We start from the raw sequence: 22,268 nt of genomic DNA on the forward strand, positions 1-22,268 counted from the left end.
TTAAAAAATAATGTTTTTATTGATGTAAGATTTAGGAGTTTTACTTTGAAAAAAATAAACTTTGTATCTGGCTTTCATCTGGGCTTTGTAAAAAATAAAATTTTTGGCTGGGTCATTGGTTTTCTCTTCTGCATAACGTTCCAATTTATATTATTTCCATATTTATTATTCTTTCAGGAGAAAAATTCTTTTTTATACGATCAATTGTCTCGTTTGGATTCTTTTTTATATACGGAATCCAATTTAAATCGAGAAGCACCGATTGTATTTTTAGGAGATAGTCAGATACTTTCCGGGGTTCATCCGCAGGAATTAGAAACAAAAATTGGTCGCCCCATTTGGTTTTTGCCCAGACCATCCGAACAGCCGGAAGGAATGTTGTTACGGTGGAAAGAATACGAACGAAAAATAAAAACTAAACCTTCCTTGGTGATTGTAAACGGTTCCGTTTTTTCGATTGCGGATATGGACGTAGCAAGCGCTCACCGAAGTCTAGAATTGAACTATGATTCTTTTCACTCTGAGATTTTTACAAAAACGATTTTTAGAAATTTTTATCTAAAGAATGTTTCTTCGGGGCTTTATTATCTTTTAGGAAGAGTATTTCCTTTTTTGCGTTTGAATGCGTCCGTTTCTACAACTTTGAAAATTATAGGAGAAGGAGATGAATTTAGTTATTCTGAAAAAAAAATTGAGAACCTTCTTTCTGGAAACCCTATTGAAAAATGGAAAGTTAATTTAAATAAAAATAATTTTATAAAAATAGAATATTCAAAAAATAAAGGATATTTGGATTGGGGAAAAGAATTCTCTTACGATGGCGTTTGTGTTCCAAATAAAAATCCGATTCCTCTTCCTCCAAACGCAGAAGCCTCCTTACATAAAACAAGAGTGTCTTCTTTAAATGCTTGGAGAGAATTATTTTCTTATTTGAAGTCTCAAAATGTTCCGATTTTGGCGGTTTCTATTCCGTTTCGTCCCGATTTTGAAAATAAAATTTCGACACTTACTTTGATGCCTCTTTGGGAATCGATTCTTGTGAAAGAAACAATTTCGTACTGGAAGGTTGAAGGCTCTTTGTTTGAACTGAGTGATTTTGGGGATTATACTCACTTGAATACTTGTGGAATGAAGAAGCTTGTCCCGACTTTGGCGGAAAAAATTTATAGTCTTAATTTATAATTAAACGGTCATTGCTAAGCTCTATCAAACTGAATACATAAATTTTTATCATAAAGTGCCATTTTACGTGAGTTCGATAGAATTCATGCGAAAGCAATTGAAGCGCAGGAGAACTCAGCAGAATACTCTCTCAAACTGAGTCGTTTCTGGGCGCTCGAAGTAACTCAGCGTCTTACTTTTCATGGGTTGTTCGACAGATCGCGTTCTATAATAAATTGTAACTAAAGACAAATTATTGTATTAATGTGAATTCGGTATAATGCGAAAGGGATCGATGCGGGGTCGATAAATTGAAATCTACGGTGATAAGTCGTATAACGTTCTTATATACAATTTATTGACCAGAGCTGAGAGCCCGGTCCGGCTGCTTATGGCAGCCGGATTTGCCCTGATTTTTCTTTGAATTCATATGGTTAAAGTGTAAATTATTGATTCTTTATTAGAGTTGTTGAAATTTTTAAAAAATGTGAAATCGTATTATTTTTCTATAATTATTGTTTTTTTAATATTCCAAATTTCATTTTTTCCAAGCTTAAAGTAAAAGGTAGCACGGAGTCATTCGATTTGGTATTCTATTGTAGTTTTTGCATGACGATCATCTGTTTGAAAACTCAGGAAACGAATATGTGGCCGAGAACCAATTTCAATGTCGGAAAGAATTTGTACGGACTTTTCGAATTTGGAAAGTTTTATGTTCGATTCTAATAAATGATCTGAAAGAATCAGTGGTAGACGGCCTTTTACTTTCGGATGAAGAAATTTGACAATTTCTGAGTGATTGATTACTAAGGAGACTATTGATTTCGGAACTTTTATCTGAGAAGATTGGCTTGTCTGGTGAGAAGTTAAGTTTGCAATTAAAATCAAAAAAATCAGACTGAATATTACTGTTTGTACATTTGAAAATGTTTTTTTGTGTTTGTTCATTTGGGGATTTACCGCGCTTTTTTAAAGAAGTGCCTATATTCTAAATAATTGGTAAAAATTCATTTATTTTCTGAAATCTCTAAATTTGATTGTGATCGTCTAACAGTGATTTTATGTAGAAAACCGTTCTAGATCTAAAGCATAAAAATAGGATTCTGGTTCACAGTGTAGTTTTCGAGTTACTCGGTTGTTTGGCAGGTCTAAGTGCAGGATATAACTGTAAGACCAGTGAAATGTGGGAACTCCCGCCCGAACCGTATTCAAGATAGAATTCCCGACCCCAAGAGCTTCCAATTTCAAAAGATAATTAAAAAGATAACACCTAGACACACCATGAGCCTGAGCCAACGTTTCCAAAAGAGTCCAACTTCCGGAAGGAACACGAACATTGATTCGTTTCATTTTTAATTTACCTGGACTAGGTTGATATAAAGTTCTACCTGCCTTTTTACCGAGAAGTTCCGACGAAGAAAGATATTTCCCATAAATTTTCAAAAGCGCAGGAATTCTTTTAGTAAGTAACTTAACGTCTTTTTCAGGAAAAAGAAGCCAAATATCTTCCGGAATCAAAAGAGTCACAGTCTCGGAAGGATCTTTTTGAAGTGCAGAACTAATTTCATGGTCAGAGTTGAGTAATAAAACACCCATACTCATTACGGTTCTCGCAAGGAGTAAAACGGATCAAATTTGAATCAAAAAAATCACATATTTCAAAAAAACTCAAAGGCCAAAAACAGAGAAACCTAGGCTTATTATAATTTTAGAATATAGTTTTTTAAAATAACCTGAGTTTAATGTTAATAGTGTAGTTTCTTGCACGTTCTAAATCAACAGTATAACATAAATTTGCAGTAGTTCCCACATTTCAAGAATCAAGATGATTTTTCAATTCTACATTCACTTTAAATTCAATTACTATAAACGTAATAGTTCCCACGAATTACTTCCCTTGATGCTGTTTGAAAGAATTTTTTACAATGCAGTTCATATAGATCTGATTTCGTAGAAGAAGTTATTTGGGACAAGACCTGATTTTCTTACGTGAACCCCACGCTAAAATAACATGAGTTCGACCATGATTCATTTTTCTGAAAAAATTTGGGATCTGAACTTTACAGATTGATTCCTAAAATGTGGGAACTACCACGAGTCACTATTTTACGAACAAATTCTAAAATTGTGGGAACTCATACTTTAAGAAAATACTTTCTCGTTTACACGCGCCAAACTCAAGTTAAAATAGAATTTAAATTTTGATGATGGCCGCAAAATAGCGATTTTGTGTAAAAATCTAATTGGACGATGATTCTTATAGTAGTTCCCACAATTTTCAAAGTTTAACTGGTAAATCCACGATTTGTGAGAGTTCCCACGTCTATTTTTTTACGAAAAAATAGACCTAGGATTCTTACATCGAATTCACGTTAAACTTACTGATTTCTGTAAAACTGAGTGTTGTTCATTTTGATTCCAGAATACTATTTCAGTATAAAATATTAATACTTTATTATATAGATCTGAGTAGTAGTTCTTACAAAATTATAAAAATTTGTAATTCCTCTGTAAGTTTTTTTGAAGGAAGTTCAAGTATCACCCTTTCAATTTACATCAGAAGGATTTTCACCATTCTAAGTGATTCTAAATTTGGACTTAACAACGCGCCGTCTTTTTTTTATTTCCTATTTTTCCCATATTCTCCATCTTTAAAATATATTCCGGAGCATTTGGAACCTTGCAGGCAGTTTTACCCATCATTACTTCTACTTTTCCGATTTTTTTGGCAACTTCTAAAGCTTCTTTAAAAAGAGGAGGATAAAAACCTCCGACTGCAATTACAAATCCGTTCATGCAGTATTTTACTCGATTTTGAGATTTATGAATTTTAGATTCTACCCTTTTGAGGTTTTTAGAAATTTCTTTAGAATCAATTTGATCGTTTGGAAGGATCGATAATAAACTGGAGAAAGTGCTCCATCCGGAAGAAGCGATACTTTCTTTTTCAGATTCGATCCATTCTCTTGCAAGTTCTAAACCGTATTTACTTTCCGCTGCGATCCAAGCAACTGTACATTCGCTGATCATAGGAGAAGTAGAGTTTTTTACCCAAAATTGTAAGTCTTTTTTTTGAATTTTTTTTTCGTCTGCGATCAGTCCTGCGAGATACATGGCATCTGCATTTAGAGTTTTATAAAGTTCTAATGAAAGCTCATTATTCTTTTTAATTTTTTTCTGGATTTTTTTGAGATCAACTATCTTGACTCCAAAAAGTGGCTCCTTCGCTCCGTGATTGATAAATATTTTTTTGACAGACGGTGTCCCCATTTTCTCTAAAGCTTTCATAATTTGTTCTGTAGTCATATTAGAATATCCTATTTTTTGAATGTTTTTAATTTGCCATCAATGTATGATGGATTTTTCAATAAAGTTATATCTGAAATATTTACATTCCATTTTTAGTTGTATGGACAAAAAATTTGGTTCTTGGATCGACCAGAATTTCATTTGCACTTTCTTTTTGAAAGATATTTTTAAAATCCAGTTAGTTTGTCGGAGCAAATATTTTTTATTTTGTGGGAACTCCAGCATTTTTATTGAAGGTTCCAAAATGATTCATTCTAAGATTTTAGGACAAACTATAAAGTTTATTTAACGTGAGCTCGGCCTAAAGGAACCCATGATTCTGAAAAATTTTTGGATCTGAACTTTACAGATTGATTCCTAAAATGTGGGAACTACCACGGGTCACGATTTTAAGAAAAAATTCTAAAATTGTAGGAACTCATACTTTTAAAAAATTTTTTCTCAATCAGAACTTACATTAAAATAGGATTTAAATTTTGATAATGGCTGCAAAATAACGATTTTGTGTAAAAATCTGATTGGACGATGATTCTTTTTGTAATAGCTCCCACAATTTTCAAAGTTTAACTGGTAAATCCATGATTTGTAATAGTTCCCACAAATTAAGCCGTATAATAGAGTTGTTGAAAAATCCACAGTTCAGATTAACAACATTGTTTTAACCGACCGTTTCCATGCAAAAGAAATAGATTTTTTAGCAACTCTAATCAATTTTTAAACATTCATTTTTTGTGATTTGAATCGAGGGATTCCACATTTATTTTTTATGGAAAAATTAGGTTTTTATAAAACGAATCGAACCTCTTACGCCCTGCTCACGTTATTTAAGAAATCAAATCTTTACCGACAAAAACAAAATCTATCTTTTGGTTGAAAAAAATCGAATAGAAAAATAACTTCCGTTTCCATTGGATTGATAAACGATATTTTCGAAAATGTTCGAGAATCTTATATTAACTTATAAATCCATTGGAGAATTAAAATGTTAAAGACTTTTTGTTTTTTAGTTATGTTCTTGTTGATCTTTCCTTTGAATGCGGAAGACGTAGATCTCGTTAATAAACTCATTTTGAAAATTACGGATTCTTCCACTCCAAAGGAAGGAGATAAAATACAATTTGAGGTTCTTAATTATAACCATGGAGTATCGATGCCTCTTATGGCGGAGGGGCCTAGTTATCGACCGATTTATCAGGATTATACGATTTCAAGATTCGTGGATTTACATTCCGCATATTTGTTAGAAAAATGCACGCGCGGAGAAACGGTTCCAGAAATAACCTTAACTTACTATCAAAAAAGTAAAAGCGGACCATCTACTTACAAAGCTATAGAAGTTCAACTAATCAATGTAGTGATCACCAGTGTCAACATAAGTGGCGGAGGGGATCGACCTATTGAAAATATAACCTTCACTTTCGATTCTATTCGATATTCCGTTACCGCTCCTTCTTCTACCGGAAAATTGGAAACAAAAACATTTACAGGAAAGGTTCCTAAAAATTAGGAATTGAAATTGTTTACGTTTGTTTTTGCAGACGTAAACAAAATTACTGATGTATGGAAAATTTCGATTTGATTAAGGAAAAAATGTATTTTTCCTTAAGTTTATTAATTAAGGTTCTTCGTAAAGAAACGTAAGTAAATTTGAATATTCTATTTCAATTGTATTAATCTTAAAGTGGAGCGATCGAAGAATACTCCTTTTTAACGTGAGTTTGGCTTAAAGAAAATGAGAAGGTTTTCAAAAATGTGAGTTTCTGCAATTTTAAAATATGCTCTTAAAATCGCGATTTGCAGTAGTTCCAACAAATTAAGTCAGATTACAAATTTTTAATTATTTAGTTTTTGTAATAGTTCTCACATGATCCATAAAGTTCAGATCCAAACTTTTTTCAGAAAGATGAATTCTTTATGTCGAACTCATGTTTTTTAGGAAAACGTATCAGGGGATTGAAATTAGTTTTCCAAATTTCTAATTCAAAAGCCCAGCCATTTTTGTCTAGAAGAATCGAGGCAAGGACCAAAACTCCGTCATCATCATAAAACTGAACTTCTTTCCATTTTCGACTGAATTGGCGATTTGTATTTTTACATACGCTTTGAATGAATCGGATTGAACCCATGTGACCATCCGAAAGTTCTTGAACAAGAATCGAATCCAATTGACCGAGAACCGATCGATTCTGGATCATCTTCACTAATAATCGCAAGTAAAAAATCTTTTTCTTCCGGTTTGAGAGTTCGCGATTCAGAGGAGTGAGAAAAATTTTTCTTTATCATAAAAATTGCATGTTTCTAAATAAAAATCTTAAGATAAAGTGAATTTTGCGTAAAAAATTTTGACGAATAAAAACTCAATGCAACGGACTCGCCAAAACTCAGAAATTGCACTTTATATCGTAGTGTAATAATCACTTTTGTCTTTAATTTCCCGTAACAAATTCCACCGAATAACCGAACGTTTCTTCAAAAGCGATCTTTTGTTCTTCCGCTGCCCAAATTTCCAAAGAAGGATCGTAGCCCTTGCTGGATTCTAAAATAAAACGAATCTGATTTTTTTCGATTTTACAAACTACCGAAGAAACTAGTCCGCCTCGATTTCGATTTAAAGCTGAACTGATTCTTAAGATTGCTGAAAGTTGACATACTAAAGTTTGATTTTTTTCCGCAAGTTTGTTAAACTCCCTGTGTTTAATTTTAGGAGTATTCTTTCTATGATAACGAGCGGTTAAAGCAATGATTTCAATTTCTAAAAAAGTAAAACCCAAAAGCATTTCCGAATTTCGGATCATATAATAACTATGTTTATGATAGGCAGAATGGGAAATAGATTGACCGATTTCGTGAAGAAGAGACGCGGCTTCTAAAAGTTCTCTTTGTTCCTGATCCAGTTTATGCAGATTCTTTAATTGATCAAAAATCTGAAGACTTAATTCAGCGACGTGTTTTGAATATTCTTCGTCTCTAGAAAAGGATTTCATAAAATTATGAACTGCTGTTTGACGTATATCGTCTAAGTGTTTGGAATGTTCCGTACTTTCGAAATGTTCCCACTTGCGAATTGTATCGTATACAATTCCTTCTCGAAGAGCAAATTCGGAAACGGTTAGAGCGGGAACGTTTGCAATATCAAAAATCTCTTCTAAGATTAAGGTTCCCCCAACGATTATATCCGCTCTTTTAAAATCTAAGCCTGGGATCTTGGATCTTTTTTTAGAAGTATCCGCTTCTAAAATTAAATTTCGTATTTTTTTAAATTCGGAAGAAGTAAATGAAAAATTATTTAAAGAGATTTCTTCTGTTTCTCCTCTGGATATTAAAATCATACCTGCGATTGATTGGATAGTTCCTGATGAACCTACCACTAAGTCCGGTTTTAAATCTCTGAGAATCTTTCGAAAAGGAAGAAGCATTTCTTCGATGTAAAGTCTACATTTACGAACATCCGAATTAGAAAGAGTTTCTTCTTTAAAAAATTTTTCTGAAAGTCGAATGGCTCCCAGTTTAAAACTTTTAGAGAATAAAATATTTCCTCTATGACCTACTAAAATCTCAGTACTTCCTCCACCTATATCGATCATCATGATCTTTCGATCAAAAACTGGAATTCCCTGAAGAATTCCGAAATAAATCAGACGCGCTTCTTCATAACCGCTCACTACATCGATGGATATACCTGCTTCTTGATATGCTGTTTCTAGAAAGTCTTCTTGATTGGAAGCTTCTCTCAGTGCGCTTGTAGCAACGGCTCTGATCTCTGCTCCTGCGTTTTCTGCTAAGATTTTAAATCTTTTTAAACAATCGATTCCTCTTCGAAATGATTCCGGATCAATCGGCCCGTTTTCTTGCAACCTATTACCTAAGCGAACTGATTCTTTTTCTCTAGCAATTGCTTCGAAAGTTCCGTTTGTTCGAACTCGAACGATGATCATGTGAAATGAGTTGGTGCCAAGATCGATGGCGGCGAGAGGTTTTTCTTGAACCATGGTTGAACAGAATGCTTTGCTACTAAAATCGAATCCAGCTTAATTTGTTTTCTGAATTTTTTGTTTTGAGGTTGCCGGGAACCAAAGCATTGAAATTATTGAAACCTGTCCGACGAAGAAAATTCTGAAGAATTTTTAACTCTGAGCAGATAATAAAGACAAAAACCTTCGCGGTTGAAAGGTACCTGAAATGATCTTTGATAATCTCTATGCCCTGTTTTCTAACGATATGGGAATCGATCTAGGAACGGCAAATACACTGGTGCATGTTAAAGGACAAGGGATCGTTTTATCCGAGCCTTCCGTTGTTGCGGTTCACGCTGCTACCGGTAAAGTCCTCGCCGTAGGGCAGGAAGCAAAGCGGATGTTGGGACGTACTCCAGGAGAAATTGTTGCTATTCGTCCAATGAAAGACGGCGTGATTGCAGATTTTGAAACCGTCGAAAAAATGATTCGTTATTTTATCGCAAAGGTGCATAACCGCACTACATTCGTAAAACCTAGAATTGTGATCGGAGTTCCGTCCGGAATTACAGAAGTAGAAAGACGCGCTGTACGCGAATCTGCAGAACAAGCAGGCGCGAGAGAAATTTTCTTGATCGAAGAAGCTCTCGCTGCGGCGATCGGTGCCAATATACCAATTAACGAACCCGCAGGAAATATGATCGTAGACATAGGCGGTGGTACGACCGAAATCGCAGTCATTTCGTTAGGCGGGATGGTAATTGCGGAATCCATTCGAACCGGAGGAGACGAGTTCGACGAGGCAATCATCAAATATCTCCGAAACCAATATAACTTAGTGGTAGGAGAAAGAACTGCAGAAGATATTAAGCTCACCATAGGAAACGCATTTCCGGAAAAAAAAGCGGAAACGATGGAAGTGCGTGGGCGGGATGCGATTTCCGGACTTCCTAGAACTTTAGAACTGGAGTCGAATGAAATTCGTAAGGCTCTCAAAGAACCTACTGACGAAATCTTAGATGGGATCAAACGAGTTTTAGAAAGAACTCCTCCCGAACTTGCATCGGATATAGTAGAAAGAGGAATTGTTCTAACCGGTGGTGGATGTCTATTACGAGGATTGGAGATGTATCTTTCCAAAGAAACTGGGGTTCCGGTATTTCGTGCGGAAAACCCTCTTACTTGTGTTGTACTCGGAACCGGAAAGTATCTGGACGAGTTAAAGTATATCAAACCAGGTATACGTTAAAAACTCGCTAACGTTTCGAACGAGTTTGGTTCGAAACGGATCCGGGAGAAAAAGAAGAATCGATGTTATGGTTTCAACTCAGCCGAAGTAAAGAGACTCTTTCTCTCCTTTTTTGTATTTTATTTTCTATTCTCTCTTTAACCTTTCGGAGTAACGTAATCGTTCGAGGAATCGCCAGCTTTCAAAGAGTAGGAGACGTAGTCTCTGGTTCTATTGATTCTTTCGGTGGGTTTTTCAAAGGCGCTTACAATAAGTTAGAATCTTTCGAAACTATACGTAAAGAAAGGGATTCTTGTGTGGCCGTTATGGAAGACTATAAGTTGCTTCCGCAAGATTTAGAAAAGGCGAATCGAGAAAACGACGCACTTAGAAAAGAACTTAAGTTTCATAGTAGACAAAAATATTCCAGCCTCAAGGCAGAAGTATTATCTGTCCGTCTCAATTCCATTTATAGAACCATCATCATAGACAAGGGTTCCGATTCTGGAATCAAACCTTATATGCCCGTGACCGCAAGAGCCGTGGATCAAAAAGGGGCAATTATAGAAGCGCTTGTAGGAAAAGTAATTGCGGTGACCGGAGGTTCTGCGGTAGTTCAACCACTCATCAATTCTAATTTCAACATGGGAATATCCATGCCGGATACAAATCTATGGGCCAATCTATCCGGAAATTCGGGAAGAGGAACCGAAGCCCTTTTGAATTATATAGATAGCGGAATTATCATCGATCCTAGAGTGTTTGGAGAATATCCGATGGGACCGAGCGAGATGATTCAATATGCAGAATCTTTAAGTAAAATTGGTAAACCGGTTTATACATCCGGTGGTGGTGGGGTATTTCCTTTTGGGATTCCTGTTGGAATTATCACAGAAGAAGGACCTAGAAACGGAAGTTTCAAAAGTGCTTATTTAAAACCTTTTGTACGATTTGAGATGTTAGAGAGTGTGACTATCCTTCTTAAACTTCCTGAGAAATGGTTGGAAACTTGGCCAGAAGGACAAAATATCACGATCGAAAATCCTTATTTCGGAGAACTTAATTTTCCAGGAGAGGATCGTCTAAAAGAGAACCAAGTTAAAACACCTAACACGAATCAGACGCAAACAAACGAAACTAAAAATCAACCGTCCACATCGAACGAGGAAGATTTACAATGATCTTAGAAAAACTCGTAATCGCGATCGGAATCTTAATCGCTCATTTTTTAAATGGTTCGAATTTATTTGAAATTGGTTCCGCGATTAAACCGGACTTTATGATTTTGCTTGTACTTTTTTTTGCCTTGAGAAAGGGACCTCTCTACGGACTTTGGATCGGATTTTTCGGAGGTCTTTTGACCGATTCGGGACTCGGAGGAGAAATTTCCGCGGGGAATGTAGTCACGTATAAGATCGGTCTTCATTCTTTGACCTTTTGTCTGATCGGTTATCTTGTCGGAAAATTTGCTCGTTCTGCTTATCATGAAAATTATCTATCGATTACGATCTATTCTTTATTGATCACGTTTATTACAAGAGTAGCTACGTATTATTTGTTTTCCTTGTTTTTTCATGAGAATATGAGTTATTCCTTATTCTTTACTTCTTTGTTTAACGCACTCATTGCACCAGCTTTTTTTTACGCTCTGACTTGGATCTATCAATTGGATCATATGGGGGACGCGTAAGTTGTTAGGTGGAGCTCAGTCTGCGTCGGAATACCGACTTGAAAAAAGTTTTAGACTTCGTCTTTATACTTTTTCCGGACTTGTAGTATTTGTTCTTGCTGCGTTTATATTTCAGTTATTCAATCTGCAGATTTTAAACGGAACGGATAACGCACTTAAGGCGGAAAAGTTTGTACGAAAAAGTGAAATTATGCCCGCGGCTAGAGGCCAGATGTTCGATCGAAATTTTCTTACCCCCGAAACTTCTATGGCGCTCGTATCGAACTACTCTTCCTTGGACGTAATATTAAATACTTCTTTGTTCAAATATGACCCTGTCTCCGTAAAAGCGTTCATTCAAGAATTTGCAAGAACTCTTTCAATACCAATTTCTTATTACCAAGATGAATTGATCGAACCTCGTTTTTCTAGAAACTTAAAGTCTAAAAAACCGATCGTACTTTTAGAAGGAATCAGTACCGCACAACAAGAAAGAATATCAGTATTTGATAATATATCTAAATATATCGTTTTACTTCCTTCTCCGAGAAGAGTTTACAAAATGGGTCCCGCTCTTGCGCATGTGACCGGTTATATTGGTAAACCTACTAGAAATGATCTAGTTTCTGGAAAAATTAAATCGTATCAGTATTTAGGAAAGGACGGATTGGAACTAGAATACGATTCAGAACTTAGAGGAGTGGACGGATTTAGAATTCAAAAAAGAAGTTCCGAAGGAAATATAGAAGAAGAACGTGTTGTAGAACATTCTTCTCCTGGAAATAATCTGATTCTAACAATAGACAAGGATATACAGATCGCCGCTTATAAAGCTTTAAAAGGAAGTAGAGGAACCGCGATCGCTATTAAAGTTGCTACCGGAGAAATTTTGGCGATGGTGTCTAATCCTAGTTATGATCCAAATATACTTTCCGGAAAAAATAGAGCGGATCGAAACGCACACTACAACCGAGTCAAAGCGAACGGAGGACTTTTAAACCTCGCGATTAAATCTAAGTTTCCACCTGCTTCCACCTATAAAACGTTAGTTGCACTTGCTGCATTGGAAAGTCAACACAAGATAGGATATACCCCAGAGACTACGTTTTCTTGCAACGGAAGTTTTGTGTTGAAATCAACGTTTGCAGGAGTTCCGGATCAAGTATTTTTATGCTGGGAAAAGGGAGGACATGGAACAAATGATCTTGCGCACGCTTTGCAAAAATCCTGTTCCGTATATTTTTACAATTTAGGATATAAGTTAGGATCAGACGCAATTTTAAATTATTCCAGACTTTTCGGATTGGAAAACAAATCCAAGGTGGATCTTCCGGATGAAGTCACCGGTTTTGTACCTTCTTCTGCATGGAAAAAAAGAACTTATGGAACCAAATGGTTTGATGGAGATACGATCAATCTTTCGATCGGACAAGGATTTATTTCTACCACTCCGATGGGGATGGCTCTTTTTTATATGGGATTGCTCAACCGAGGACAAATCTATCAACCGTATATAGTAAGTGAAATTAGAGATCCGGTAGATAATTCTATTATCAATAGAACCACACCTCAAATTTTAAGGGATATACCAATCAACCAATCTTCGGTTGAGGCGATTAAAGAAGGATTGAAACTTGTGGTCAAAAGTGGAACGGCCGCACACGTATTGAACAAGCCGTTTTTACCAGAAATAGCTGGAAAAACCGGAACCGCTCAGACTAGAAGAAGAGGGGCTTCTGCTTCCAATCACGCATGGTTTGTAGGGTATGCTCCCGCAAACGCTCCCGCCAGCGAACAAGTGTTAGTTGTTGTGTTTGTGGAATACGGAATTGGAGGAGCCGCCGGAGCCGCTCCTGTGGCGAGGGAAATGTTTCATGCGGCTTTTCCGCCGGGAACATTCAAAAAAACGCAAGAAGTAAATCCTCAACCTAAGATCGGACAGGAGGAAACTCTTGAAGCCAGATAAGTCCATAGAAAAGATAGACTACTTTTTAGTAATTTCGGTAGTAATCGTCGTACTTTGTAGTGTGGCTACTTTGTACAGTCAGGAAGTAAATGTTGAAGACGGGCCTGGAAAATGGTATCGTCAGTTATTTTATTTTATCATCGGACTTGTGATCATGTATTTCGTGTCTAGAATCAACTATCAGTTGTTAGGTGCTTATGCACTCGTGATCTACGTGTTTACGGTTTTTCTATTGATGATCACTTTGATTCCTGGAATTGGTTATCTACCTTCGGGAAGGGGCGCACGTTCTTGGATCAAACTGGGTCCCGTGGGGATTCAGACTTCTGAGTTCGCGAAGTTATCTACGGTGATTCTCTTGGGACAGTTCATGGTATTAAAAGAAAAGGATATGAGGAACCTCATGGTCTTATCGATTCCGTTTGTCATCGTAATCGTTCCAATGATATTTATATTGTTACAACCAGATTTTGGAACTGCAGTATCTTTTTTGCCGATTTTGTTTACGATGCTTTTTTTAGGAGGGGCTGATATATTACATATAGGATCCTTGCTCGCGTTTGGAGGAATTACACTCATGGTTCCAATGTTTGTAGAATATTCTAAACTGACTTTGATCAACGACATCTCCGACTTCTTACAACGAACTGGAAAGACCGATCTTTTGTCCGTTGTTAATAGACTCGGAGGAAAAATATGGCTCGCTCTTGACGGAAAGGACGTAAAAACGGCCAACCTAACGCCTAAAACTCTAAATGCACTGCAAGAAGTAGTGGATCAGGTGGTGGAAGTGGAAGGGGGATTTTTCTTTAAGATTTTTTCCAATCAAAAATTACTTTTAACCTTTGGGGCTTTGTTTCTGATCGCAAGCATAGTGATGGTAGGAATTCGAATTGCAAGAGGAAGTAAAACATTAAGACAATATTATATACCTCTTGGGATTTTGGGAATCAGTCTGATCTCTGCAGTTGTAGTGATGAAAACGGTTCCGTTTCGAGAAAACCAAGTTATTCGACTAACAGCGTTTTTAAATCCGGAAGAATTTAAACAAGGTGCCGGTTATCATTTGAGAGCTTCTAAACCTGCGGTAGGATCGGGAAGATTTTTCGGAAAAGGATTGATGAACGCAGAGATGACCGAAGGAAGAATCCCACACGTGCCTGAATCCAGTACAGATTTCATTTTTGCGTCCTGGGCGGAACAAACCGGATTTTTAGGATCTGTATTTTTATTGTTCTTTTTATTCTCGATACCACTTCGAGGACTTCAGATCAGTTACGAAAGTAAAGATCGATTCGGATCATTACTTGCGTCCGGAATTGTAGCATTACTTTTTTATCATATGGCAATCAACATAGGAATCGTGATCGGACTGATGCCGGTGACTGGGATACCTTTGTCTTTTATGAGCTACGGGGGATCGCATTTGATCATGTCTATGATCGCGGTTGGAATTATACTTTCGATCAAAAGTAGAAAACACGCAAATTAAGCTTGGGGCGGCCTTATGGAAAGAACCGCGATTTCGCTAATACTTCGGTCACTTTGTGGTCGCGTTCCGCGTCCAGAGTAACTCAATGAAACCCGTTTCAAATCGCTGGCGTATAAATTCTTTTGAAGACTCTAAAAAAAACAGTGATCATCCGATACTAGAATTACTTCTATGGACCCAGTAAAAGATTCCAGATTTTTCTTTGATTTAAAACATAAGTTTGAAGTCATTTTGGAGGAGGTAGAAAAAAGAACCTTCGATCAAAAAGACGAGATAAGAGAATTGGAAAGTCTTTGGGAAGAGATGTTTGAACTTGCTGGAAAAAACGATTCGCCTTATTTTCAAATTCGGCTTAAAAATCTGAAAAAACAACTAGAGACTTTCGTAAAAAATAAAGGATACGAAAAACAAGAGTTTGATAAAATTTATCATCAACTCGGGAAGATGAAACGAAATGATTCTGTGGAATTTTTGGACGAATCACTTCGGAACCGACTCGAAAGGATCGCACAAAAACACTATTCTTCTGGAGATGTGATTTCTTCCGGAGTAGTTGCTACAAGTAAAAAAGGAAAATATTATATAACGTTTCTCTGTGGAACGATTTATTTCGTAACCGATTGGTCTTCTTATACCGTACTGAAGGATTTAGATCGAAGAAAAAATACAGTGGAATATAAAGGTTCGGTTTATAGAATATTTCCAAGTTCGTTTGTTTACGGACCTTCTGAAGAGGAATATAGGAATGAAAACTTTCTAACCATGAACTTATTGGTTCTAAAAAGGAAGTCTGGACTTGAATTTTATCGATTTGATACGTTAGGCGAAATATTACAGATCAACGAGGGAACGTTTTTAAAAGGTTTAAAACCTCTCGACGGAACCGAAGTTCGAGGCGAGGACAATCGGATTCGGAGTTATTTTAGAAAGGCCGGAGTTCGTTATTATTATATTCCAGCTCGCTTAGTAGAAGAAGCCTAGTTCTGATTTCTACCAATGAAATAATATTATGATTCAAAAAAGTATTACAAAAGTGTTTGTGGTTCTATTTATAGTCTTCTTCGGATTTGCCGGGTTTACTAAAGAATCTAAATTCTCTTCTTCATTACAGGATTTTATTGCCCGATCGAAACAAGATTTAGTGTGGGAATTTATGGGCAAGGACCCTTCTTGGATGTTTGTCAAAAGCGCTTTGGTTTACGCCCTGCTCGAAGAGTCGGGATTTCGTCTTAGCGCAAGTGATTGTAATAATACGTTCTGTTTTCAAAATACTTTACTGCACTGGAGTTTTGAAGACGCTAAGATTTTAGGTTCCGCAACGCAAGCGTTGACTGGTATTTCCATCGTAACAAAGATCGAAAAATTACCAAACGGCAGCTTTTTTGTTTTTTATAATTCTTCAGCGTTGATCTTATTGTTCAAAATAATATTGGATGATCGCGATTCTTATCTTCGAAGTTCGAATATACAAAAAACATATGATGCAGACGTAAAACAATGGTTTCGGAATTAAAGTATCGATCATCCGTGAAATTATGCAAAACAAAGAACGATTTCGTAAAATAGTCGGGGAGTATCGGGCTACCGCATTTAGTCGTTCGGATTTTGACGGAGCGGAGACATCTCACAAAATTGCCGACGAATTGGTGTGCTCAAAATATGAGTTTAAATTGGCGATAGATTCGGAAAAAAAGGAATGTGACGAACGATGGATTGGAATGCTTGTACGTCGTCAAATTGACGGAAGTCTCCCCGCTTTATTGTCCGTGATTAATCGTTTTTTGTTTGTGTTTGATCCTGAAGAATATGCTCAAGGGGTTCTTAAGCTTTAATTCTATTGATAGAACGCGTCCTGAAACTTACGATAAACAACTAACGTGCCTTCGATTTTTGTCCCTTTTTATGACAGGATAAAGGAACTAAAACTATTACCGTTGATTGAGAAAGGATTTTAAAAAGAAGAATTAGAAAGAGAACCCAGAGAAACGATTTTTCTCCGGGATATTTTTTTAGTCTTCCGAATCTTCGAGAAGATTGTTTAGACTTTCGATAAGGACGTCTACTTCCACGCCGTAACCCATACAAACTTGTTCTATGGTTTCAAGTTCGTTGATGGAACAGTGGGAGCAACCACCTAAATGATAGCTTGAAAAAACAAGTCCTGCTTCTGGGTGAACCGTCATTGCTTCGCCCACAGTCATTTCCTTATAAAATCTTGGCTTGACCACTTCTGTCATTGAATATCTCCTATCATTAAAACTCTACGGAATATTTTATTTTTGCAAATTGCGAGAAATGTTTTCCTTTGAAACAAAATGAACTCGGAATTCCAGTATATAGACGTGGGAAAGAAAGTCAAGATCTATGTTTTTTGAAGAATCAGGAAGATTTTATATTCGAATCGAGGAACGTTTTGAATCCTCACATTATCTCTACAAATATTTTCCGGACGGATCGGATGAACCAATTCATGGACATTCTTGGAAGGTAGAACTTTATCTTTCTGGAAAAAAAAATATTGGAGATAACGGAATCAGTTTTGATTTTCTTACTTCCAAACAAAAACTCAAAGAGCTTGTAGGGAAGTTAGATCATATTCTAATTAACGATTTAGAAGAATTTAAAAAAATCAATCCTACGTCTGAAAACATTGCAAGATGGTTTTATCATTATCTCAAGGAAAGTGTACATACCGCCGGGGGAAGAGTGGATCGAATTGTCATTCATGAGGGTCCAGAAAACCTCGCCTATTTTGAGCCAACATCGCTTTCGTAAAAAGGGATGTTGCAAAAAGGCAGCAGAGTGTTGTCTTTTGCTTTCAACGAAGTTGTAAAAATCATCGCTTTCGTAAAAAGGGATGTTGCCAAAAGGCAGCAGAGCATTATCTCGCGATCCATAGAAAGCGAGATTGAGTTTGTTATTCGACTTTCAACGAAGTTGTAAAAATCATCGCTTTCGTATTTTATTATATTATAGAAATTGAAAATTTATTTATTCATATTTTTAAAGTTAGATGAATTGGTTATAGAAAATTTTTTAAAAAAGTAAAACTAGATTGTGCTAGGTTTTAAATTTCACATAACGTGATTGTAAAATTTTAAGAAAGTATGGGTCTACAAGTTTGTTTTCTTTTTAAAATTTTTTTACGATTTAAACTGTAAAATGTAAAAACTACTACAAATTACAATTTTTAACGCAAGTTCAATGATTTGGAGTTCTCTTTTAAAAGTTGTGAGCTCTACGTAAGAAAATCTGGGTGAATAAAAAAACTCAATACAATGACTTCTTAGAGGTGTCGTTGCAGCTCGCATATTTCAAAGCTAAAATGAACTCTCGACCTGAAATGCTTTCGTAAAAAGTGTTTCATTGAGTTCTTTCACTCCAATTCCTTCAGAATTTTTAAACTCACAGCTGTTCTCTATGGATCGCAGTATAATAATCGCTTTCGCATTAGTTATACCGAACTCACGTTAAAAGTAATAATTCCTACGACGTTTTATTTTAAAAAACCAAACATCTAACTCGGGTGTTTTTACTCTCGACAAGAATACTATAATCATTTTCTGAAAGTTAGATTGGATCTTCCTCAAAAAGAGCAGCCTATTTTGAGTTAGGTTCAAACGTTCCTTTATACTAGAGTTTTTGAAAAATTTCATAATTCAGATTGATAAAACTGTTTCAATCGACTATTTTTATAAAACAGAAATAGATGAAGAATTAATTTTTCAATAACTCTAATAAGAATTTGTATTACTGTTACTCTATTATAATATTTGAATAATCTATATGGTTTATTTTTTCAATTAGAAAGAATGATCGATCGATTTTATTTAACATAGAGCTGATCGAAGGAAGCGCCATCCGCAAAATGATCTTTATGCGCCTTTTGCCAACCGCCGAAATGTCCATCTACTGTGATTAGATCCAGTTTTGGGAACTTGGTCTCGTATTTTTTAAGTATGGATTGGTTTCTAGGGCGATAACCGTGTTTGGCGATAATTTCTTGTGCCGCCTCAGAGTAAAGGGATTTGAGATAAGCTTTCGCGGTTTCTAAATTTCCGTGTTTATCTGCGTTTTTTTCCACGATTGCTACGGGAGGTTCGGCGAGAATACTCAAAGATGGAATAACTACTTCGTATTTGTCCTTGCCAAATTCCTCTAAAATGAGGAAGGATTCGTTTTCCCAAGCGATCAACACGTCTCCGATTCCGTTTTGTGCAAAAGTATTACTAGAACCTCTGGCTCCTGAATCTAAAACTGGAACATTCTTATATAATGTTTTTATAAAGTCTTGAACCTTATTTGTATCGTTGTTGAATTTTTTTTGTGCAAAGGCCCAAGCGGCGAGATAGTTCCATCTGGCTCCTCCGCTCGTTTTAGGATTTGGAGTAATAACACTTACCTTAGATTTAACCAGGTCGCCCCAATCTTTTATATTCTTAGGATTTCCTTTTCTGACTACAAACACAATTGTAGACGTATAAGGAGTACTATTGTTTGGAAGACTTTTAAGCCAATCCCTAGAAATCAGACCTTTGGACGCGATGATGTCTATATCGTATGCGAGTGCAAGAGTAACAATATCCGCTTCTAAACCGTCAATCACAGATCTTGCTTGTTTACCACTTCCACCGTGAGATTGGTTGACTCTCACTTCTTCTCCAGTTTTGGATTTCCAATAACTTGCAAAAAGTTTGTTATACTCGGCGTATAGTTCTCTCGTTGGATCATAAGATACGTTAAGTAGATTTACGTCTTTTGCAAAGAGCCCTAAGTTCGAGATCATTGTAAGAAGAGCAATGATGGTAGTTTTAAAAAATTTTGTTTTCATACTGATTTCCTAATTTAGATTTTATGAATTACATTGCAAATTGAACGAACAGAAAAAAACTATAAGATCTGTTATCCAATGTATATCTGTCGTTTATGTTCGGAGCCCAAGGGTTCACTCTTGCGTTTCTGACCGCGTCTCCTGCCAGAAGATAAGAACCTCCGGTCCAAATAGATACGTAGTCCTTGAGATAAAATTGATAGATCAAGTCGAGTTCGTAAAAAAGGCGTTTACCTCCTCTTTCTCCTAACTTATATCCTCCGAATGCCGCGCCGGTAGAGTTTTCTGTAGTAAGCCCCGTATTTGCGGTACCACCGGAGGAATACCACGCGTCGTTTACAGAAGCCTTTTGAATATCATAAACTACGAATATAAATCTACCGTAATTTAGAGAGTTATACATCAGGTGAATTGATTTGGTTCTTGTGTTAGACCAAAAGGTGGCGTTTGCAATACCGTTTCCAGAATCAAAGTAGGGAAACCCTCCCGATCTAGTAGCAAAAGAGGCGTCATAAGTAGCTATTTTATTATCTGTCCGGTTAGGATCTCCGGAACCGATCGAATATTGAATTCCCACGCGGAAGCGATCAAAAAAAGTATAACCGGTTTGAGCGATAAAAAATTTGGAATCGTATTCTACCCTTTCCGTATAAAGTCTTTTAGAATTAGGGTTTCCGTCTACGGTTTGTTTGAGTGTGTCCCAACCTGCGTTGACTCTTTGACCATTGTAACCGTACTGCCAAGAGGCTTCCAAGGTCCAATCCCAAGCTTTGGTCTTCGGCAAACGGTTGTTATCCGTTCTATTTGTTAAACGAAATCCTACGGTATTTAAATCGTCTCTTTGTCTGGTTCTATCTTGACTAGTGACTGGGTTTGGACCTTGTTCCCATTTTCTATCTACGTTGAAGTAATAAAGATCTACGTGAAAATCTTCGAACTTAACTGTATTGTATAAGCCAGAAAGATAAGTATCGTTGACCGTTCCTCGTTTAACACCGTTTGCGGTGTTGTTTCCTGCTCCGGCATTTGAGTCTTCCGCAATGATAGAGGTAAACGCTTCCGAGTTGAAATATTTGGAATTGTATTTTAACCGAGCTCCGTCAAAGGAGTTGCCGGTTTGTCCGTCGTTTCTTCCTCCAACGTATCTGTTATCACCAAAACCAAAAATCTGCCTTCCGATAAAAATTTCGAAACCGTTCGCGAAGTTTTTCAATTGTACAAAACCTTCTCGTAAATCCGTATTGTTCTTAATACTTACGGAATTGTTTGTAGTTGGAGCAGAGTTTAGTTCTATTCCAGCAGAGTTAGAAAGACCTAAATAACCGAGTTGTCCGTCTTTACGAGATTGTTCACCTCCAAAAACTCGAACGTCTTGAATTGTAACTTTAGCGGCGACGTATGGGTTTGGGTCGACAACGAAAAAAACCTGAGAATTTTGAGTCGCGTAGTTTCTATCATCTTGAGTTCGCTTATCAAAATCCGCATTATGACTGTAGTCAAAACGAGGACGAACTTGGAAACCAGTTCTAAAAATATCTCCAAACCAAAGTTTGTCCGTCCTTCTTACCGCTTCTTGGTGTTCTGGAGAAAGAAGCATGGACTTCATAAACTCTCCTGGGAGTTTTCCTTTGTAGGGACTTTTATAAGGTTCTTCTTTAGCAAGCTCTTCTTGGATTTCAGGAATTCCTTTTCCGTCATTTAGTTGTTCTTCATATTTCACATCTGAAGGAGGATCTAAGTTAAGTACCGGGCCGTTTGTTTTCTCTTTTTTGGAATTTTGAGAGAATAGATTGAATGGAATTACGCAGCAAAGGAAGAGAACTCCGGTTAATACTTTAAAAGTTACATTCTTTTTCATTTTGACCCTCCTTAAAAATTTTTTACCAAAAAATAGGTTTTTATTTTCTAAGTCAATACTTTATTCGTTATATTGGAATTTTATCTTTTATATGAAAAAAATACTATTATATTGAAAAATTTTTAATTTAAAAAAGAAAAATTCTGTTTTATTTGAATTTTAATGAATCTGATAAAATTCTCATTTTAAAAAAGAAATTTTTATTATAAGTTAAATATGTCTTAATTTTGGTAAATGAGATGATTTGTGTTTTATTCTAAAATCAAATTTTACTTTTTGTAAAAAGAAATTTAATTTTAAGGTTCGGATTTAAAAAATCCGTTTTATAGAATCTGATTTTTCTATAAAAAAATGTGGGAACTCAATGAATTGCTTCCCATGGGTTGCAATTTCAGGTGGAGAAGTTCGGAAGACTTTTCTCTATCAGAAAAACATACTTTTTGCAAGTAAAAAGACTCATTCTTGTCGGAACACTTGAAAAATGTGTGTTTTTGAGCCCACAACGCGATTCATAGAGAGCGTTGTGCTTTAGTTTCAAACGCGACCTGTCGAACGACCTAAAACGCTTTCGTAAAAAGCGTTTTGCTGAGTTCGGGGAGCGAGACGCTGAGTTCAGGAAAACGTTTTGCTGAGTTCAATTTTGATTCTAAAATCCTATTCAACTTGTGGGTAAGGTTATGGCTTTCTACGGATCGCGTTTTAAATTGAACCTAAGGACAATATGTTGTATTAAGTTTCTTGCATACAATTTATCGACCAGAGCGGAGAGCCCGGTCCGGCTGCTTATAGCAGCCGGATTCG

General features: G+C 36.3%; 17 protein-coding genes and 2 pseudogenes. 11 read left to right on the forward strand and 8 right to left on the reverse strand.

The features are described 5' to 3' along the window. Window positions 1-45 precede the first annotated feature (45 nt). Window positions 46-1,182, forward strand: a complete 1,137-nt coding sequence (locus LEP1GSC059_RS03755) for a hypothetical protein (protein WP_036057011.1) — start codon at window positions 46-48, stop codon at window positions 1,180-1,182. Window positions 1,183-1,659: 477 nt separating this feature from the next. Here LEP1GSC059_RS03755 and LEP1GSC059_RS03760 read toward each other — a convergent pair. The 3 genes and pseudogenes from LEP1GSC059_RS03760 to LEP1GSC059_RS03770 form a co-directional block, all read right to left on the reverse strand. Further along, window positions 1,660-2,109 (reverse strand): annotated as a pseudogene (locus LEP1GSC059_RS03760) (hypothetical protein). Between the two features lie 111 nt (window positions 2,110-2,220). After that, a complete protein-coding gene (locus LEP1GSC059_RS03765) occupies window positions 2,221-2,757 on the reverse strand; it encodes a DUF1564 domain-containing protein (protein ID WP_036057013.1) in 537 nt (178 codons plus the stop codon). 1,002 nt (window positions 2,758-3,759) lie between these two features. Further along, window positions 3,760-4,449 (reverse strand): DNA alkylation repair protein, encoded by a 690-nt coding sequence (locus LEP1GSC059_RS03770; protein WP_155243397.1) that lies wholly within the window; start codon window positions 4,447-4,449, stop codon window positions 3,760-3,762. A 1,003-nt stretch (window positions 4,450-5,452) separates the two neighbouring features. On the opposite strand from LEP1GSC059_RS03770, the gene LEP1GSC059_RS03780 reads away from it, so the two are divergent. Next, window positions 5,453-5,977, forward strand: coding sequence for an Hcp family type VI secretion system effector (locus LEP1GSC059_RS03780; protein ID WP_017214582.1), 525 nt, complete (start codon window positions 5,453-5,455; stop codon window positions 5,975-5,977). Between the two features lie 388 nt (window positions 5,978-6,365). On the opposite strand, the pseudogene LEP1GSC059_RS24605 reads toward LEP1GSC059_RS03780, so the two are convergent. Both LEP1GSC059_RS24605 and LEP1GSC059_RS03795 read right to left on the reverse strand, forming a co-directional pair. Continuing rightward, window positions 6,366-6,753: pseudogene (locus LEP1GSC059_RS24605) on the reverse strand (DUF6984 family protein). 143 nt (window positions 6,754-6,896) lie between these two features. Beyond that, window positions 6,897-8,459 (reverse strand): Ppx/GppA phosphatase family protein, encoded by a 1,563-nt coding sequence (locus LEP1GSC059_RS03795; RefSeq protein WP_002178676.1) that lies wholly within the window; start codon window positions 8,457-8,459, stop codon window positions 6,897-6,899. Between the two features lie 190 nt (window positions 8,460-8,649). Between LEP1GSC059_RS03795 and LEP1GSC059_RS03800 the strand changes: the two genes are divergently transcribed. The 8 genes from LEP1GSC059_RS03800 (at window position 8,650) to LEP1GSC059_RS23965 (ending at window position 16,610) form a co-directional block, all read left to right on the forward strand. Next, window positions 8,650-9,672, forward strand: a complete 1,023-nt coding sequence (locus LEP1GSC059_RS03800; protein ID WP_000575569.1) for a rod shape-determining protein — start codon at window positions 8,650-8,652, stop codon at window positions 9,670-9,672. Window positions 9,673-9,734: 62 nt separating this feature from the next. Then, entirely contained in the window at window positions 9,735-10,832 is a 1,098-nt protein-coding gene (mreC, locus tag LEP1GSC059_RS03805; RefSeq protein ID WP_017214584.1) for a rod shape-determining protein MreC, read from the forward strand. Beyond that, window positions 10,829-11,341 carry a rod shape-determining protein MreD gene (gene mreD / locus LEP1GSC059_RS03810; RefSeq protein ID WP_002178675.1) on the forward strand — a complete coding sequence of 171 codons (513 nt, stop codon included), beginning with the start codon at window positions 10,829-10,831 and terminating at the stop codon, window positions 11,339-11,341. Before mreC ends, mreD begins: the two co-directional genes overlap by 4 nt. 1 nt (window position 11,342) lies before the next feature. Continuing rightward, on the forward strand, window positions 11,343-13,286 hold the full coding sequence (gene mrdA / locus LEP1GSC059_RS03815; protein ID WP_017214585.1) for a penicillin-binding protein 2: 1,944 nt from the start codon (window positions 11,343-11,345) through the stop codon (window positions 13,284-13,286). After that, complete coding sequence (gene rodA / locus LEP1GSC059_RS03820; RefSeq protein ID WP_004442073.1) at window positions 13,273-14,778, forward strand: rod shape-determining protein RodA; 1,506 nt, start codon at window positions 13,273-13,275, stop codon at window positions 14,776-14,778. Before mrdA ends, rodA begins: the two co-directional genes overlap by 14 nt. A gap of 171 nt (window positions 14,779-14,949) precedes the next feature. After that, window positions 14,950-15,759, forward strand: a complete 810-nt coding sequence (locus LEP1GSC059_RS03825) for a hypothetical protein (RefSeq protein ID WP_017214586.1) — start codon at window positions 14,950-14,952, stop codon at window positions 15,757-15,759. Window positions 15,760-15,787: 28 nt separating this feature from the next. Next, entirely contained in the window at window positions 15,788-16,291 is a 504-nt protein-coding gene (locus LEP1GSC059_RS23960; RefSeq protein WP_017214587.1) for a hypothetical protein, read from the forward strand. 22 nt (window positions 16,292-16,313) lie between these two features. After that, window positions 16,314-16,610 carry a hypothetical protein gene (locus LEP1GSC059_RS23965; RefSeq protein WP_017214588.1) on the forward strand — a complete coding sequence of 99 codons (297 nt, stop codon included), beginning with the start codon at window positions 16,314-16,316 and terminating at the stop codon, window positions 16,608-16,610. A 177-nt stretch (window positions 16,611-16,787) separates the two neighbouring features. Here the strand turns inward: LEP1GSC059_RS23965 and LEP1GSC059_RS03835 are convergent, their stop codons facing one another. Then, window positions 16,788-17,015 carry a DUF1858 domain-containing protein gene (locus LEP1GSC059_RS03835; protein WP_004426278.1) on the reverse strand — a complete coding sequence of 76 codons (228 nt, stop codon included), beginning with the start codon at window positions 17,013-17,015 and terminating at the stop codon, window positions 16,788-16,790. Between the two features lie 127 nt (window positions 17,016-17,142). Here LEP1GSC059_RS03835 and LEP1GSC059_RS03840 point away from each other — a divergent pair, with 127 nt between their 5' ends. Continuing rightward, window positions 17,143-17,553 (forward strand): 6-carboxytetrahydropterin synthase, encoded by a 411-nt coding sequence (locus LEP1GSC059_RS03840; protein WP_002178902.1) that lies wholly within the window; start codon window positions 17,143-17,145, stop codon window positions 17,551-17,553. A 1,051-nt stretch (window positions 17,554-18,604) separates the two neighbouring features. Here the strand turns inward: LEP1GSC059_RS03840 and LEP1GSC059_RS03845 are convergent. Further along, window positions 18,605-19,609 (reverse strand): sulfate ABC transporter substrate-binding protein, encoded by a 1,005-nt coding sequence (locus LEP1GSC059_RS03845; protein ID WP_017214589.1) that lies wholly within the window; start codon window positions 19,607-19,609, stop codon window positions 18,605-18,607. A gap of 28 nt (window positions 19,610-19,637) precedes the next feature. Further along, complete coding sequence (locus LEP1GSC059_RS03850; RefSeq protein WP_017214590.1) at window positions 19,638-21,467, reverse strand: alginate export family protein; 1,830 nt, start codon at window positions 21,465-21,467, stop codon at window positions 19,638-19,640. Window positions 21,468-22,268: the final 801 nt, after the last annotated feature.

The organism is Leptospira noguchii serovar Panama str. CZ214 (genome assembly GCF_000306255.2).
Taxonomy (GTDB): domain Bacteria; phylum Spirochaetota; class Leptospiria; order Leptospirales; family Leptospiraceae; genus Leptospira; species Leptospira noguchii.

Coding starts and splice junctions, on each gene's coding strand:
- LEP1GSC059_RS03825 (WP_017214586.1), top strand. CDS start 14,950: ATGGACCCAGTAAAAGATTCCAGATTTTTCTTTGATTTAAAACATAAG.
- LEP1GSC059_RS03845 (WP_017214589.1), bottom strand. CDS start 19,609: ATGAAAACAAAATTTTTTAAAACTACCATCATTGCTCTTCTTACAATG.
- LEP1GSC059_RS23965 (WP_017214588.1), top strand. CDS start 16,314: ATGCAAAACAAAGAACGATTTCGTAAAATAGTCGGGGAGTATCGGGCT.
- LEP1GSC059_RS03840 (WP_002178902.1), top strand. CDS start 17,143: ATGTTTTTTGAAGAATCAGGAAGATTTTATATTCGAATCGAGGAACGT.
- LEP1GSC059_RS23960 (WP_017214587.1), top strand. CDS start 15,788: ATGATTCAAAAAAGTATTACAAAAGTGTTTGTGGTTCTATTTATAGTC.
- mreD (WP_002178675.1), top strand. CDS start 10,829: ATGATCTTAGAAAAACTCGTAATCGCGATCGGAATCTTAATCGCTCAT.
- LEP1GSC059_RS03765 (WP_036057013.1), bottom strand. CDS start 2,757: ATGGGTGTTTTATTACTCAACTCTGACCATGAAATTAGTTCTGCACTT.
- LEP1GSC059_RS03800 (WP_000575569.1), top strand. CDS start 8,650: ATGATCTTTGATAATCTCTATGCCCTGTTTTCTAACGATATGGGAATC.
- mreC (WP_017214584.1), top strand. CDS start 9,735: ATGTTATGGTTTCAACTCAGCCGAAGTAAAGAGACTCTTTCTCTCCTT.
- LEP1GSC059_RS03795 (WP_002178676.1), bottom strand. CDS start 8,459: ATGGTTCAAGAAAAACCTCTCGCCGCCATCGATCTTGGCACCAACTCA.
- LEP1GSC059_RS03770 (WP_155243397.1), bottom strand. CDS start 4,449: ATGAAAGCTTTAGAGAAAATGGGGACACCGTCTGTCAAAAAAATATTT.
- LEP1GSC059_RS03835 (WP_004426278.1), bottom strand. CDS start 17,015: ATGACAGAAGTGGTCAAGCCAAGATTTTATAAGGAAATGACTGTGGGC.
- LEP1GSC059_RS03850 (WP_017214590.1), bottom strand. CDS start 21,467: ATGAAAAAGAATGTAACTTTTAAAGTATTAACCGGAGTTCTCTTCCTT.
- LEP1GSC059_RS03780 (WP_017214582.1), top strand. CDS start 5,453: ATGTTAAAGACTTTTTGTTTTTTAGTTATGTTCTTGTTGATCTTTCCT.